This window comes from Phyllobacterium sp. CL33Tsu (assembly GCF_900113985.1).
Classification (GTDB): domain Bacteria; phylum Pseudomonadota; class Alphaproteobacteria; order Rhizobiales; family Rhizobiaceae; genus Phyllobacterium; species Phyllobacterium pellucidum.
The window spans coordinates 1-14,147 of the sequence record NZ_FORJ01000002.1 but is presented as its reverse complement, the minus strand read 5'-3'; the positions used below and the strand labels follow the sequence as shown (position 1 = coordinate 14,147).

Sequence of the window (14,147 nt, the reverse complement as noted above, 5' to 3'; positions counted from 1 at the left end):
GTCCATAATCCGACCAGGATTGCCTTGGTCTTTGGAATTGCACAGCGTTTTGCTTGAATGGCGTTACGGCGCAGGGGAGCAAAAGTCAACTCTTGGCGCAGGTCACATTTAAGAGTTTGTTACAATTGTGCGCGAATTTATTCCAATGTTGTCAATAAAGGAACTGTTCCTTGAGAATTCGCTCGTTCCAGGAATGGTTCTTGTCAAACAGAATGGTCGCGCGCATCTGCAAAGCTTCTTCAACCGTGACCGACAAGACGGACTTTACTTCCGTATGATCGGCGACAGCATTGACGGGCCGCTTTTCGGGTTCGAGGATATCGAAGCGCACGGTCACACGGTTTGGGAGAAGGGCACCGCGCCAGCGTCGCGGGCGGAAGGCCGAGACCGGCGTGAGCGCTAGGAGGCGCGCATCGAGCGGGATGATCGGCCCCTGCGCCGAGAGATTATAGGCAGTCGAGCCGGCCGGCGTCGCAACCATGACGCCGTCGCAGATCAGTTCCTCGAGCCGCACCTGCCCATCGACGCTGATGCGGATCTTCGCTGCCTGATAGGATTGGCGCAGCAGCGACACCTCATTGAGGGCAAAGGCCGTGAAGTTCTCGCCATCCGCCGTCTCCGTCACCATTTTGAGCGGGCGGATGGTTTCGGCTTGTGCGGCCTCGATCCGCTCCTTAAGTCCCTCTTCCTTATACTCGTTCATGAGAAAGCCGACCGAACCGCGGTTCATGCCGTAGATCATCTTGCCCTGGTTCATGTAGTTCTGCAGCGTGGCGAGCATGAAACCGTCGCCGCCAAGCGCGACGATGACGTCGGCGTTGCGCGCTTCGGTCTGGCCATAGATCCGGGCAAGCTCGCTTATCGCCTCGTCGGAATCGGGCGTCCCTGAGGAAACGAAGGCAAATGTTTCGATTTTTCGGTTCATTTCCGCCTGCTCATGCTCGGTCGATCCTCATTGCGCGCTGGTGACTGGCAAGGTGCTCGCGATCTCGCCTTGCTCCAACCAGCCGATCCTATGCCACGCGGCTATCCGCGTAGCACGGCAGGGCTGATCTGGCAAAACCGCCGGCGCCTAAAAAAGTTGACGAAATCGCTTCCCCGCCGATTTTTTAATTTTACAGGAACGAGCTTTATGCTAAGCGGACGCCGCTGCCCTTGTAGCTCAGTTGGTAGAGCATCTGATTTGTAATCAGAGGGTCGGGCGTTCGAGTCGCTCCGGGGGCACCATTAAAACTTGTCAGGACGTTATACAGCATCCGCAGCGCGAAACCGTGCCGTTTTCCCTGAACAAAGCAGTGCCCCATGTCACGTCTGAAAATACTGCAGATTGCCCTGGTCGTGTTCGGTGTCGCATTCTGCCTCCTCTATCCGCTTGCGATTGTCTGGCCGTCAGGGTGGGCGTGGCATGACGGCCCGCCGACCGCTTCGCATTATTTCATGATGATCGTGGGCATCTATGCGACGCTTGGAGTATTTCTGGTTCGAGCGGCGCGAAACCCCATGGCACATCGGTCGCTCATCGACTTTACGATCTGGTCGAGTGTGGTGCACGCGCTGATCATGGCGATCCAATCCTACGGCCCCGGTGCGCATTCCGGTCACATGCTCGGCGACGTGCCCGCGCTATTGTTGGTCGCCGCGGTGCTCGGTGGATTGACCTATTCCGGCGGCGAAACCAAGGAGCGCTAGAACGAAGTCTCACCCGGTCGAGATTTGCTGCCGCCGCGCTACAACCGGTCTTCTGCACCTCATTATCGAACTATCTGCGTTCGAAAAGTGCATTACCAGCCGTGCCGGACTACGCTACCATGTGGCGGCAAAGCCATTCGAACATGTAAAGCGGTTTTCGGAGGTCCTATGAGTGGAACCAAGCTCTTTTCGCCGGTGTCGATCGGCGATCTAAGTCTCAGCAACCGCATCGTCATTGCGCCGATGTGCCAATATTCCGCGCAAGACGGGCAGATGAGCGATTGGCACCTCATTCATCTCGGCACCCTTGCCAATTCCGGCGCGGGCTTCCTTACGATCGAGGCGACCGCAGTTACGCCGGAGGGTCGCATCTCCTACGGCGATGTCGGCCTTTACGACGATGCCTGCGAAGCGGCGATGCGCCGCGTCCTCGATGGCATTCGCCGCTGGTCGGACATGCCGATCGGCATCCAGCTCGGTCACGCTGGCCGCAAGGCTTCGAGCGAATTGCCGTGGAAGGGCGGCAGCCAGCTACCACCGGACAATGCCAACGGCTGGAAGACGGTCGCGCCCAGCGCCGTTCCCTTCAAGGACAGCTACGACGTTCCGACAGCGCTTGACAGCGATGGACTGGCGCGATTGCGCAAGGCGTTTACCGACGCCACGGCGCGGGCGGCGCGGCTCGACCTTGCGGCGGTCCAGATCCACGGCGCGCATGGCTATCTCCTGCATCAGTTTCTGTCGCCGCTTTCCAACAAACGGACCGACGCCTATGGCGGGTCGCTCGAAAACCGCATGCGCTTTCCGCTCGAAATCTTCGAGACAGTTCGTGCCGCCTTTCCGGCGGGGAAGCCGGTCACGATGCGCGTGTCGGCAACAGACTGGGCCGAAGGCGGATGGAATATCGAAGAGACGGTCGCCTTCGCCCATGCACTCGAAGAGCGTGGCTGCGATGCCATCCATGTTTCGAGCGGCGGGCTCGCATTCAACCAAGAGATCGCAATTGGTCCCAATTACCAGGTGCCATTTGCGCGAGCCGTCAAGGCGGCGACGCATATGCCGGTCATCGCAGTCGGCCTCATCACCGAATTCGAACAGGCCGAAGCGATCCTTGTGACCGGCGATGCCGACCTCATCGCGATTGCCAGGGCGGCGCTTTATGATCCGCGCTGGCCATGGCATGCGGCGGCACATTTTGGCGAGACGGTTTCCGCACCGAGCCAGTACCTACGGTCGCAGCCGCGGCAGTACCGCACCCTGTTCGACGGAAACGCCGCCCAAAAATAGCGGCGAATAGCGGGTGAGGCCGTACGTCCCGTCTCAACGCTTCAAATCATCGGCAAGCGCCGGCCACTCCTTCAGGAATGCGGCGCGGGCACGAATCCCCGGCGATGTCGCTTGGCGGCTTTCGTCCTGCGTGAGCCGTGCGAACACCAGAGTGTCGTCGCCTTTGCGTGCCCAGCCGACATACCAGCCGAGGCCGCGGCTCCTGTCGAAGGCGCCGTCGGGTTTGCGCGGGTAGGCGCCCCCCGTCTTGCCGGAGATGGTCCAGCCGCCCGGCACCTCGCTGCTTTCAACGATCCTGTTGGTCATCTCATAGGCGCGCGGATCCACTGGCAACTTCTGGCTTGCGATCTTTTCGAGAAAGCGCACCTGTTCCAGTGGCGAGATTTTCAGTGAGGAACTGATCCACGCCCGCTCGAGCGCATTGTTCTTGCCTGGATCGCCGGAAAAATCAGCATTGCCGTAGCCGAAAGCGGTCGCATATTGACGCAGCCGCTCGACCCCGAGCGCCTGCGTGATCTGCTGCGAGTACCAGACCACGGAGTATTTCATCCAGCGAGTCGGATCGGTCGGCTGTCTCCAGTCTTCGCCTTGCCAATCCGGATAGCCTTCGCGAAATGGCAGCCTTGGCGTGTGGGCATCCTTGAGAAATCCAGAATCATACCCCATGACGCTCAGGGCGATCTTGAATGTCGATGCTGGCGTCACCCGGTTTTGGCAATCGCCGTTTTCCACGAGGATTTTGCCATTGGATGCGTTGGCAACAATGGTGCAGATCGTCTTCCCCTGCGACACGCCAGTTTGAAAGCCGAGTGCCAGAAGGGCGAGCCCCGCAAGATTGAGCTTCTGCAAAATATTCTCCGCTGTTTTCGATTATTCGGTCCGGGTGCAAGATGCCAAGCTAAGCAACGGACATTGCATATAAGTTACCACCACGATGTGGACCCCGCCCAAGTTCGGCTTTCAGGTACGTTTTACCAGCGCGATGAGCCCTATTGCGGGGCGGCAAATCATGTGTCATTTCAATCCTTAGTATAATATGGGGGCCGGGAATATTGCCGGGCATCTGCAAAAAATGAATTTGCTTCTTGCGACCGATCCGATTCGTCTGCGTCCGTGGCTCGGCTACGCAACTGCGATCGTGCTCGTTACCGTTTCGCTCGTTTGCAGAGCCTGGCTCGGGCTTTATGTCGGCGGCATCAATTTTCTGCTTTTCTATCCGGCGATTCTCCTTGCGAGCCTGCTCGGCCGATGGGGGCCAGGGGTTCTTGCAACGGCGCTTTCGGCGTTCCTGGCGCAATATTTCTTTGTCGATCCGGTGTACTCCGTCCTGCCGGAAACCCCGGATCAATGGGCTGCACTCATCGGCTTTCTCTGCAACGGGTTGATCATCGTTGCGCTGATGGAACGGGTTACGGCTGCCCATGCGCAGCAGATGGTCCTGCAGAAGCAACTGGAGGACGCCGCGAAGACGCTGGAGTCGAAAGTGGAGCGCCGCACCGCCCAGCTGCGATCTGAAATGGACGAGCGCGTCGCGGCACAGGAAAAAGTCCGGCAGTTGCAGAAGATGGAATCGATCGGCCAACTGACTGGCGGCGTCGCTCACGATTTCAACAATATGCTGGCGATCATTATCGGCAGCCTGGACATGGCGACGCGCCGGCTCACGGGCTCCGAGGATCCGCGCCTGGCAAAATCGATTCAGAACGCCAAGGAAGGGGCCCAACGCGCCGCGACTTTGACGGCCCGCCTCCTGGCGTTCTCGCGCCAGCAGCCGTTGAAGCCCGAGACCGTCGACGGCAACAAGCTCGTTGGTGGCATGTCCGAGCTGCTGCGCCGCACGATCGGGGAGCATATCCAGATCGAGACCGTGCTGGCGGGCGGCCTTTGGAAGGCCCATGCGGATATCGGCCAGTTGGAAAACGCGATCATCAACCTTTGTATCAATGCGCGCGACGCCATGCCCGGTGGCGGCAAACTGACCATCGAAACGGCCAACGCAGAACTTGATGATCGCTACGCGCGGCTACATGACGAGGTCAAGCCTGGCCAATATGTGATGCTCAGCATCACCGATACCGGTACCGGTATGTCCAAGGAGGTCATCGAGCGGGCGTTCGATCCATTCTACACGACGAAGGGCGCCGGGAAGGGGACTGGTCTCGGCCTCAGCCAGGTCTACGGCTATATCAAGCAGACTGGCGGACACATCAAAATCTATTCCGAAATCGATCGTGGCACGACGGTAAAAATCTACCTCCCGCGCCATCACGGCGAAGCGGATGTCGCGGCACCGGGAGATGCGCTGGAAACGGCGCTGCCTCTTGTCGACGGTACCAGAATCGTCCTCGTGGTGGAGGATGAGGAGCAGGTCCGGCACATGACGGTCGATGCCCTGCGTGAGTTAGGCTATACCGTGGTCCAGGCGAGCACGCCGAAAGAGGCCCTCCAGCAAATCGAGTTGCTGCCCCATATCGACCTTCTGTTCACGGATATCGTGCTACCTGAAACCAACGGCCGACAACTGGCGGATATGGTGCGGCAGAAACGGCCGGAGGTGAAGGTGTTGTTCACGACCGGCTATACCCGTAACGCAATCGTTCACAATGGCGTCCTTGACCATGGCGTCAATTTGCTGCCAAAACCGTTCACGATCGATCAACTGGCGCTGAAACTGAAAGACGTTCTTGGATAAGAATAGTGGGATCGTGACAGTGGGGAAAGTTAGACGGTGAACAAAGGGGCAAGAATTCTCGTTGTCGAGGACGAAGGGCTGCTCGCCATGATGATCCAGGAGATGCTGGAAGATCTGGGCTTTGAAGTGCCGGACGTTGCGTCTACCTTAAGCGAAGGCATAAGCCTTGTTGAAACCGGTGCATATGACGCTGCGATCCTCGACGTCTCGCTGCACGGTGAAAACTCATTTCCCATCGCCAGCTTGCTTGCCGAGAAGGGCATTCCCTTTGCATTTTCATCCGGTTTTTCGCTTGAAGATATCGCACCGGAATTTGCCGATCGGCCGCTGCTGCGCAAACCCTACCAATTCAATGAGCTGGAAGGTATTTTGGCCGCGTTCTAGAAATCGCAAGTCGCCGATTTTGAATTCCGTTATGTTTGGGTGAGCAAGTGGCTCGAACTCGCAACCTGCAATTCGGCCTCCGCCAACGCAATCGAAATGAGCGTCACGACTGACGACCAGCCGTCGGCCGCCGCGATCGTTCTCAATCGCTCGAGCTCCTCCCTGATTTTGTTAGCCACCTCAAGTCGTTCAAAATTTTCATTGCTGGCCGTTGCCATATGTGCCCCCGAGTTGCAGCTTGTATGGCTCACAACTAAGCACATTGCGCGCTTCGGCGCTCTTGGCAATTGGTCGAATACGCCTTAGTGGGGTTCGGAACCGTTGAGGTGATTTGATTGCGTTTTGCTCTTTCCAGACACTTGCTGCTTCGCCAGGTCGCTAACCTCGATGAAGGCCATTTCTATCAGGTACGAGAGGAACGGCAGTTTCTGATCTTTGGCGAGATCCGCCAGTTCCTGAAGCAAAGAGGCAATATATTCGAGACTTTCTTTACGCGTGGCCTTCATTGGTGGTTGCTCATCTGTGCATTGAGGAAGAGGGCGGGCGAGGGATTGAGTTGCATGATCACCGGGTCGGGACGATCACCAGCTTTGCCCAGACGTTTGCGGGCGATGTCCGAAATCTCGAACATCCCGGCATGAGTGAGGATGCCGCCAAAGTAGGTAGGGACGCCGACGGAACGCGGTGCCCAGTTGGCGCGCCGAAAAATGCGCGCCATGCGGGCGTCGTAGACCGAAACCACAGTGTCGAGTCCGGCGAAGAGACCGACCTCAACAACACCGCAAAAGAGCTCGGTCGTGACGCTGTTCAGCCGGCCGTCGAGCGGGGCGGCCAGGTCAGGGTCGATGCAGAAGCGGGAGCTTTCCCAAATAAGCGGGCTTTCGATGAATGCGCCATCGGGCAGCAGCGCGCCGAACACGTCACGCAACATGTTTGGGCCTGTGGTTGGCAGCAACCGAAGCGATCCCTGCAGCCTTCCGGTCTGTTCATTGACCGAGGTCAGGTAGAGCGGATCAAATGTGTCGAACCGATCGATCTCGCGACCGTTCTGCACTTGCACATCCCAGTTCAAGCGGTCCTTGAATACTCTGGCGCGAAGGCGAAACATCTGGTCGAGGAAATGGTTGTGCGAAATATAGTCATCGGCGCCAATCACATAAATCATGGGAAATACCCCGTTAATACGGCGCCAGTCTAGACGACGGCAAAGGCCGCGCCATACTGGAGAACTCGGGTATTTTGATCGTCAGAGTAAATCGAGCGAATAGAGCTTGGCGACAGCGTGGGTAAGGTTTTTTGCATCAAGCTTGCGCCGGGCAAGATCTTGATAGAAGCGCACCGTTTTTTCACTCAAGGAAAGAATGGTCCCGATTTCACCTGCAGACTTTCCGGCGGCCGACCATTTCAGGCACTCCAGCTCGCGTGGCGACAGTTTTATCTTTGGGTCGCGGTGGCCTTCGGCGCGAAGGACCATCTGGTGAATGTGAAAAGCGAGGATCTGGAAATCGCGGGTCCAGAACGGCATGAAGCGGATCCATTTTCCGAGCGGCATATTGCTGGAAACAGAGAGCAGAGCTTTTTCGCCATATCTGCCACGGACCGGAAAGCTGAGCCCGTGCCTTCCGACGCCGAACTCCACTGCTTCGCCGAAGAAACGGCGCAATGGCGGCCTGGTCACGTCGAACTTACCCCAATCGATAGGCAGTATGGATGAGAAGCCTTGCTTCAGGACCGGGAGCTGCCAGTAGTTCTGATCGTTATAGCGATTGATCCAATCCGGCAAAAATGTCGTGGAGACATAGCGATTTCCGCCAGCGGGCCCGGGAAGATTGACGCCGACATAGGCAACGGAACTCAGCTCGTAGATTGTCGCGAGGCGGCCGATCAATTCGTGGACCTGCGGGTGATGACGAACCGACGTTGCCTCCTCGATCAGATTGAGGAAGTTTGGATCGAGGTTCATAGAATGCGCTGTAGCGGAGGTCACGCGCTCTTATCCTTCATTCGCCTGCGCCACCTTTAATACAGTTCGTTTATGGCAAACTGTATTGAACGATAGTCTAAGACGCGCGTGATAATGGGAGCAGAAGCAGGTCTGTCAGCAGGGCACGACTATCCGTCCACGGCATTCCTGGAATGCATTGGCAGACATACGTTTCGTTGGTGTGAGAAGGTGGAACCCGCTAGCGCTGGCGCGGACGTCCGGTACTGACAAAGTAGAGCATCCCGTAAGTGAGGGCGAATGACACCAAACATGGGAGTAGGTAGTCAACAATTGTGCTCATATCATCCTAACTAGATCGGAGGCCAAAAGTTCCATTGCAGTATAGCATAAGTGGAAAAGGTTGGGGGAGGGTTTACGCCGTCTCGCTCCACATAAATAGTTTGTTTGGGTTGCATGGGGCAAAATTAGGTGCAAGCCGCTCCGATGCGATCCGAATCGGGTCCCGTTTGCCCTTGGGGAGATCAGTATGGCGCATGATGCGGATGTCATCGTAATCGGGGCGGGGCTCGCAGGTTTGGTGGCCGCAACCGAGTTGGCCGATGCCGGCAAGCGAGTCATCATCGTCGATCAGGAACCGGAACAAACACTTGGCGGTCAGGCCTGGCGCTCGTTCGGCGGTCTCTTTTTCGTCAATTCGCCGGAACAGCGTCGGCTGCGCATCAAGGACTCGCGTGAACTGGCGCTGCAGGATTGGCTGGGCTCTGCCGGTTTCGACCGCCGGGACGACCATTGGCCCCGCCAGTGGGCCGAAGCCTATATCGATTTTGCTGCCGGCGAAAAACGTTCGTGGCTGCACGCCCAGGGCATGCGCTGGTTTCCGATCGTGGGCTGGGCGGAGCGGGGCGGGTCACTCGCCACGGGTCACGGCAATTCAGTGCCGCGCTTTCACATCACCTGGGGCACCGGCCTCGGCGTCGTCGAACCCTTCATTCGCCGGGCGCGCGAAGCAGAGCGCAGCGGGCTAGTGTCCTTTCGCTTCAGGCACCGGGTGACGTCGCTGTCGTCGAGCGCCGGAACGATCGATGGCGTCGAGGGCGAAGTGCTCGTGCCCAGCGAGGTGAAGCGCAGCGAGCCGAGTTCGCGCGCGGTCTCGACATCGTTTTCGCTAAAGGCGCAGGCGGTGATCGTCGCAAGCGGCGGCATAGGCGGTAATCATCATCTGGTGCGCCGTAATTGGCCAAGGCGCCTCGGCACGCCAAAACATCTCATCAGCGGCGTGCCCGACCATGTAGACGGGCTTATGCTCGGAATTGCAGAGCGCGCCGGCGCACACCTGATCAACAGCGACCGCATGTGGCACTACGTGGAAGGCGTGCACAATTGGGACCCGATCTGGACCAACCATGCCATCCGGATATTGCCCGGCCCTTCTTCGCTATGGTTCGACGCCGAAGGCAGACGCCTGCCGGCTCCGTGCCTGCCCGGTTTCGATACGTTGTCGACGCTCGACCACATCATGAAAGGCGGGTTCGACTATTCCTGGTTCGTCCTCAATCATACGATCGTGAAGAAGGAATTCACGCTGTCGGGGTCGGAGCAGAACCCTGATTTCACCTCCAAGAGCTGGCGGCAGGTGTTGAAACGGGCGCTTGGAGGCGTGCCGGCACCGGTCCAGGCCTTCCTCGACAATGGCGAGGATTTCATCGTCGAGAAGGACCTTGGCAATCTGGTGCGCCGGATGAACGCCTTGACCGGCGACAATCTCATCGACGAAGCGAAACTGCGCGGCGAGATCGAAGCGCGCGACCGCGAGGTTGACAATCCCTTCACGAAGGACGTGCAGATCACGGCAATACGGGGCGCGCGCAACTATATCGGCGATCGCCTTGTGCGCGTGGTGCCGCCGCACAAGATTCTCGACCCAAAGCATGGTCCGCTGATCGCGGTGCGGCTTAATATCCTCACGCGCAAATCGCTTGGCGGCATCGAGACCGATCTTAGCGCGAGAGCGCTCAAGGCGGATGGCGAGGTACTCGCAGGCGTCTATGCGGCCGGTGAGGCGGCTGGCTTTGGCGGCGGTGGAATGCACGGTTACAATTCGCTCGAGGGGACTTTCCTCGGGGGCTGCATCTTTTCCGGCCGCGCCGCAGGCCGGGCCGCGGCAAAGGCGGTGTAACGAGCGCGTTTCGTTCTGTCAGGAACGCTGTCCGCGTATCGTCATGTCGAACTGAACGACGTTCGAATAAATCGGCGTACCGACATCCATGCCATAGCGCGACCGCAGCAGCTTGCCCTGCACGTGGAAGGTGATGGTGTTCTTGCCGTGATCGGCGAGACTTGCCTGGAAATTCGCCGGACTGCTTTTGCCGCGCGCCGTCAGGATCCCCGATATCTGGGCGGTATCGGAACTGGTCTGGGTGATCTGTGTCGATTTGAACGTGATGGTCGGGAAATTTGCCGAATCGAATACCGCGTCGGATTTGAGGAAGCTTTCAACCCGGGCCTCGCCGGTCGAAACGCTCTCCGGATACAACGTGAAGTCGATCTCGGATCGCTTTATATCGGAACTGTTCAAGGCAAAGACGCCCGAGAATTTCTTGAAATCGCCGGTGATGCCGCCGCCGCCAACCTGCGAAACCGTAAAGCCCACGCGTGAGGAGGGCTGAATACGGTAGCGTCCGGCAACGTCAGAGAGCGTGTCGGCAGTCACGAAAGTTGGAGTGAGGGCGACGATCGCGGCAATGCTTGCGCCGGAGATCGCCGAAAGAATCGCATGTTTCGTTTCCATGATTGTTGATCCTGTCATGTTGCGTGCCGGCCGCCGTTTCGCACGGCCCCTGGAGCCAGCATGCGCAGCAAGATTGTGTCCCTCTTCCAGAAGTGATGGTGGAGCGCCGCGAGAATATGCAGCATGGCAACGGCCGCCGAGAGATAGGCAAGCCAGGCATGGCTCGCCGACCAGAACGCCTCGGCGCTATCCGAAATCGCAATTGGCAAGGATGGGATAACGACGAGATCGAACATGAACGTCGGTATCCGCAGGGGCGAACTCGAGGCTATCGCCCAGCCGGTGAGCGGCACGACGAAGAGGCTCAGATAGAGAATGACGTGTGCACCATGCGCGGCCACGCGCTCCAGCGGGCTCAGCGTTGCGGGATCACGGGGACGCAGATTGGCCGATTTCCACAGCAGACGGAGGGTTGACAGTCCGAGAACCAGGAAACCGAAGGATTTGTGCCACTGGTAGAGATTGAATTGAAGGGTAAAATCGCTCACCCGCACCATCAGATAGCCGAGAGCGATCTGACCGATGAAGACGAGGCCGATAATCCAGTGCAACAGGATCGATATCAGGCCAAATGATTCTTTGCTGTTGCGCAGCATGGGCGTGCTCCATTCCAGCCCTCCGCTATTGGGACGACTGGAGCAGGATGAACACTGCTGACCCGAATTATATTCGAATGCGGCTTTTTATCTAAGCGGAATCGCCGGCAAGGAAGCGCTGCGCGGCGTAAAGCGAGATCGCGGCGGCATTGGAAACGTTGAGCGACTTGATCGCGCCCGGCATATCCAGCCGGGCGAGGTGGGTTACCGTCTCGCGCGTCTTTTGCCTCAGCCCCTTGCCCTCTGCGCCGAGAACAAGGGCAATTCGACCCTGCTGCATTGTTCGTTCGAGTTCAAGCGGACCTTCCGAATCGAGCCCGATCGTGGTGAAACCGAGTTCGTGCAACTCGCCAATCGCTTCCGCAAGATTGCGAACTTCGATATGCGGAATGAGTTCCAGGGCGCCCGATGCCGCCTTGGCGAGGACGCCGGATTCCTGCGGGCTGTGACGCGCGGTCGTAATGATGGCGCCGGCTCCGAAAGCAACGGCAGAGCGCATGATCGCGCCGACATTGTGCGGATCGGTCACCTGGTCGAGAATCAACAGGAGCGAACTCTCCTGCAGCGCTTTCAAGGATTGTGCCTTGAGCGGCTTCGCCTCGATCATCACGCCCTGGTGCACCGCCTCAGTGCCAGTCTCGCGGTCGATGGCGCGCGGATCGACGATTTCCACGTCGAAAGGCAGCGCGGACGAATCGCCGATCTCGAGGCGATCCAGAGCGTTCTTCGTAACGAGCATGCGCTTGATTTGCCTGGCGGGGTTGTCGAGCGCGGCGCGCACCGTATGCAGCCCGTAGAGCCGCACCAGGCCCTCAGGCGCTTGCGAGCCTTCCGCCGCGGGACGCCGGCTGCGCTGTGGCTGCGGCGCGCCGCCTGCCTTCTGGTCGCGAAACTGTCGACGCAGCGTCGCATAGTGGGAATCTTTGGGCGTTCGGGATGGTTTTTGCTCGGTCATGGCCGGACATATACCCTTTTGACAATGGGTGCGATACAGACTTCTCGGCAAAAATCGCGGGCATTGCTGGCATGATAGGCAGATTTCTTCAGCTTGTTTCAACAAGCCATTCATTTTCTGCCGTGACCTGTTGACACCACGTAGGCTAGTCGGCATAAGGCCCTCCGCAAGCAGCGGCCAGGGCAAACGCAGGCAGGCTGCTTGAGAGAGTGCTTATGGTGTGGTTCCATCGGCGATGACCGGAGGGGTGCCCGAGTGGTTAAAGGGGACGGACTGTAAATCCGTTGGCTTGGCCTACGTTGGTTCGAATCCAACCCCCTCCACCATCCGCCGGGACCAACACCATGATGTGCGGGTATAGCTCAGTGGTAGAGCAGCAGCCTTCCAAGCTGAATATGCGGGTTCGATTCCCGCTACCCGCTCCAGTTTCAGGGGGCACCACATGTGCGTGAAAACGCGCAGAGGTGCTCTTCGATTTTTGTCTTGAGCATTGTACTTCGCTCATGTGTTTTCCATATGAACGAGCAAGCTTGGACAGAACCCGGTCGATCGCCATGCGATTAAGCGGGTGAATGTGCTGACGGACGGCTTGCTGTCTCGTCTGAGCTACAAACATGGTACCGGCGCAAGGCCGGTTGTGATGACGAGAGAACGACAGCTATGGCTAAGAGCAAGTTTGAACGTAACAAGCCGCACGTCAACATTGGCACGATTGGTCACGTTGACCATGGCAAGACGTCGTTGACGGCAGCGATTACGAAGTATTTTGGTGAGTACAAGGCGTACGACCAGATCGACGCAGCGCCGGAAGAAAAGGCGCGCGGCATCACGATCTCGACGGCGCACGTCGAGTACGAGACGGCCAACCGTCACTATGCCCACGTCGACTGCCCCGGCCACGCGGACTATGTGAAGAACATGATCACCGGCGCTGCGCAGATGGACGGCGCGATCCTCGTCGTTTCGGCTGCCGACGGCCCGATGCCGCAGACCCGCGAGCACATCCTCTTGGCCCGCCAGGTTGGCGTTCCGGCCATCGTCGTGTTCCTGAACAAGGTCGACCAGGTCGATGACGCCGAGCTGCTCGAGCTCGTCGAACTCGAAGTGCGCGAGCTTCTGTCGAAGTACGACTTCCCGGGCGACGACATTCCGATCGTCAAGGGTTCGGCGCTTGCCGCGCTTGAAGACAGCAACAAGGAAATCGGCGAAGACGCGGTTCGCGCGCTGATGGCGGAAGTCGACAAGTACATTCCGACGCCGGAGCGTCCGATCGACCAGCCGTTCCTGATGCCGATCGAAGACGTGTTCTCGATCTCGGGCCGCGGCACGGTTGTGACGGGTCGCGTCGAGCGCGGTATCGTCAAGGTTGGCGAGGAAGTCGAGATCATCGGCATCCGTCCGACCTCGAAGACGACGGTGACGGGCGTTGAAATGTTCCGCAAGCTGCTCGACCAGGGCCAGGCCGGCGACAACATCGGTGCACTGATCCGCGGCGTTGGCCGTGAGGACGTCGAGCGCGGCCAGATTCTGGCCAAGCCCGGCTCCGTGAAGCCGCACACCAAGTTCAAGGCGGAAGCCTATATCCTGACCAAGGACGAAGGTGGCCGTCATACGCCGTTCTTCTCCAACTACCGTCCGCAGTTCTACTTCCGCACGACCGACGTGACGGGTGTTGTGACGCTACCGGAAGGCACGGAAATGGTCATGCCCGGCGACAACATCGCAGTCGATGTGACGCTGATCGTGCCGATCGCCATGGAAGAGAAGCTCCGCTTCGCTATCCGTGAAGGCGGCCGCACCGTTGGTGCCGG

Annotated in this window: 15 protein-coding genes and 3 tRNA genes; 9 read left to right on the top strand and 9 right to left on the bottom strand. The window is 58.6% G+C overall.

All coding sequences use genetic code 11. The features are described 5' to 3' along the window. Positions 1-151: 151 nt before the first annotated feature. Entirely contained in the window at positions 152-925 is a 774-nt protein-coding gene (locus BM074_RS09705; protein WP_027231401.1) for an NAD kinase, read from the bottom strand. Positions 926-1,151: 226 nt separating this feature from the next. On the opposite strand from BM074_RS09705, the gene BM074_RS09700 reads away from it, so the two are divergent. From BM074_RS09700 to BM074_RS09690, 3 genes are all read left to right on the top strand, one after another. Next, positions 1,152-1,227 (top strand) — tRNA-Thr (locus tag BM074_RS09700). 75 nt (positions 1,228-1,302) lie between these two features. After that, positions 1,303-1,689: a DUF6632 domain-containing protein gene (locus tag BM074_RS09695; protein WP_091921626.1), complete on the top strand. Its 387-nt coding sequence runs from the start codon at positions 1,303-1,305 to the stop codon at positions 1,687-1,689. Between the two features lie 168 nt (positions 1,690-1,857). Beyond that, positions 1,858-2,976 (top strand): NADH:flavin oxidoreductase/NADH oxidase, encoded by a 1,119-nt coding sequence (locus tag BM074_RS09690; RefSeq protein ID WP_091921624.1) that lies wholly within the window; start codon positions 1,858-1,860, stop codon positions 2,974-2,976. Between the two features lie 33 nt (positions 2,977-3,009). Here the strand turns inward: BM074_RS09690 and blaOXA are convergent, their stop codons facing one another. Continuing rightward, a complete protein-coding gene (blaOXA, locus tag BM074_RS09685; protein WP_091921623.1) occupies positions 3,010-3,825 on the bottom strand; it encodes a class D beta-lactamase in 816 nt (271 codons plus the stop codon). Between the two features lie 223 nt (positions 3,826-4,048). Here blaOXA and BM074_RS09680 point away from each other — a divergent pair, with 223 nt between their 5' ends. Both BM074_RS09680 and BM074_RS09675 read left to right on the top strand, forming a co-directional pair. Next, positions 4,049-5,668 (top strand): ATP-binding protein, encoded by a 1,620-nt coding sequence (locus BM074_RS09680; RefSeq protein ID WP_091922397.1) that lies wholly within the window; start codon positions 4,049-4,051, stop codon positions 5,666-5,668. Positions 5,669-5,704: 36 nt separating this feature from the next. After that, on the top strand, positions 5,705-6,052 hold the full coding sequence (locus BM074_RS09675; protein WP_280139075.1) for a response regulator: 348 nt from the start codon (positions 5,705-5,707) through the stop codon (positions 6,050-6,052). Positions 6,053-6,081: 29 nt separating this feature from the next. On the opposite strand, the gene BM074_RS09670 is transcribed toward BM074_RS09675, so the two are convergent. The 4 genes from BM074_RS09670 to BM074_RS09655 all read right to left on the bottom strand — a co-directional run bounded on the left by BM074_RS09670 (position 6,082) and on the right by BM074_RS09655 (position 8,039). Continuing rightward, positions 6,082-6,270 (bottom strand): hypothetical protein, encoded by a 189-nt coding sequence (locus BM074_RS09670; RefSeq protein WP_027231395.1) that lies wholly within the window; start codon positions 6,268-6,270, stop codon positions 6,082-6,084. Positions 6,271-6,354: 84 nt separating this feature from the next. Continuing rightward, a complete protein-coding gene (locus BM074_RS09665; protein WP_036814254.1) occupies positions 6,355-6,558 on the bottom strand; it encodes a hypothetical protein in 204 nt (67 codons plus the stop codon). Beyond that, positions 6,555-7,217, bottom strand: a complete 663-nt coding sequence (locus BM074_RS09660; protein ID WP_081815854.1) for an acyl-homoserine-lactone synthase — start codon at positions 7,215-7,217, stop codon at positions 6,555-6,557. Before BM074_RS09660 ends, BM074_RS09665 begins: the two co-directional genes overlap by 4 nt. An 81-nt stretch (positions 7,218-7,298) precedes the next feature. Next, positions 7,299-8,039: a LuxR family transcriptional regulator gene (locus BM074_RS09655; protein ID WP_139217645.1), complete on the bottom strand. Its 741-nt coding sequence runs from the start codon at positions 8,037-8,039 to the stop codon at positions 7,299-7,301. Between the two features lie 484 nt (positions 8,040-8,523). On the opposite strand from BM074_RS09655, the gene BM074_RS09650 reads away from it, so the two are divergent. After that, entirely contained in the window at positions 8,524-10,173 is a 1,650-nt protein-coding gene (locus tag BM074_RS09650; RefSeq protein ID WP_091921618.1) for an FAD-binding dehydrogenase, read from the top strand. A gap of 18 nt (positions 10,174-10,191) precedes the next feature. On the opposite strand, the gene BM074_RS09645 is transcribed toward BM074_RS09650, so the two are convergent. The 3 genes from BM074_RS09645 to rlmB form a co-directional block, all read right to left on the bottom strand. Beyond that, positions 10,192-10,785 (bottom strand): YceI family protein, encoded by a 594-nt coding sequence (locus BM074_RS09645; RefSeq protein WP_091921615.1) that lies wholly within the window; start codon positions 10,783-10,785, stop codon positions 10,192-10,194. A gap of 14 nt (positions 10,786-10,799) precedes the next feature. Further along, complete coding sequence (locus BM074_RS09640; RefSeq protein ID WP_091921614.1) at positions 10,800-11,381, bottom strand: cytochrome b; 582 nt, start codon at positions 11,379-11,381, stop codon at positions 10,800-10,802. 91 nt (positions 11,382-11,472) lie between these two features. Continuing rightward, positions 11,473-12,336, bottom strand: a complete 864-nt coding sequence (rlmB, locus tag BM074_RS09635) for a 23S rRNA (guanosine(2251)-2'-O)-methyltransferase RlmB (RefSeq protein WP_091921612.1) — start codon at positions 12,334-12,336, stop codon at positions 11,473-11,475. A 241-nt stretch (positions 12,337-12,577) separates the two neighbouring features. Here rlmB and BM074_RS09630 point away from each other — a divergent pair. From BM074_RS09630 to tuf, 3 genes are all read left to right on the top strand, one after another. Continuing rightward, positions 12,578-12,662, top strand: a tRNA-Tyr gene (locus BM074_RS09630). Positions 12,663-12,687: 25 nt separating this feature from the next. Beyond that, positions 12,688-12,761 (top strand) — tRNA-Gly (locus BM074_RS09625). A gap of 235 nt (positions 12,762-12,996) precedes the next feature. Beyond that, on the top strand, positions 12,997-14,147 hold a 1,151-nt coding region (tuf, locus tag BM074_RS09620; protein WP_091921610.1), incomplete at its 3' end, for an elongation factor Tu.

Bases quoted from the DNA above. Each gene is read 5' to 3' on its own strand.
- BM074_RS09705 (WP_027231401.1), bottom strand. From the start codon at position 925: ATGAACCGAAAAATCGAAACATTTGCCTTCGTTTCCTCAGGGACGCCC.
- BM074_RS09695 (WP_091921626.1), top strand. From the start codon at position 1,303: ATGTCACGTCTGAAAATACTGCAGATTGCCCTGGTCGTGTTCGGTGTC.
- BM074_RS09690 (WP_091921624.1), top strand. From the start codon at position 1,858: ATGAGTGGAACCAAGCTCTTTTCGCCGGTGTCGATCGGCGATCTAAGT.
- BM074_RS09680 (WP_091922397.1), top strand. From the start codon at position 4,049: ATGAATTTGCTTCTTGCGACCGATCCGATTCGTCTGCGTCCGTGGCTC.
- BM074_RS09670 (WP_027231395.1), bottom strand. From the start codon at position 6,270: ATGGCAACGGCCAGCAATGAAAATTTTGAACGACTTGAGGTGGCTAAC.
- BM074_RS09665 (WP_036814254.1), bottom strand. From the start codon at position 6,558: ATGAAGGCCACGCGTAAAGAAAGTCTCGAATATATTGCCTCTTTGCTT.
- BM074_RS09660 (WP_081815854.1), bottom strand. From the start codon at position 7,217: ATGATTTATGTGATTGGCGCCGATGACTATATTTCGCACAACCATTTC.
- BM074_RS09650 (WP_091921618.1), top strand. From the start codon at position 8,524: ATGGCGCATGATGCGGATGTCATCGTAATCGGGGCGGGGCTCGCAGGT.
- BM074_RS09645 (WP_091921615.1), bottom strand. From the start codon at position 10,785: ATGGAAACGAAACATGCGATTCTTTCGGCGATCTCCGGCGCAAGCATT.
- BM074_RS09640 (WP_091921614.1), bottom strand. From the start codon at position 11,381: ATGCTGCGCAACAGCAAAGAATCATTTGGCCTGATATCGATCCTGTTG.
- rlmB (WP_091921612.1), bottom strand. From the start codon at position 12,336: ATGACCGAGCAAAAACCATCCCGAACGCCCAAAGATTCCCACTATGCG.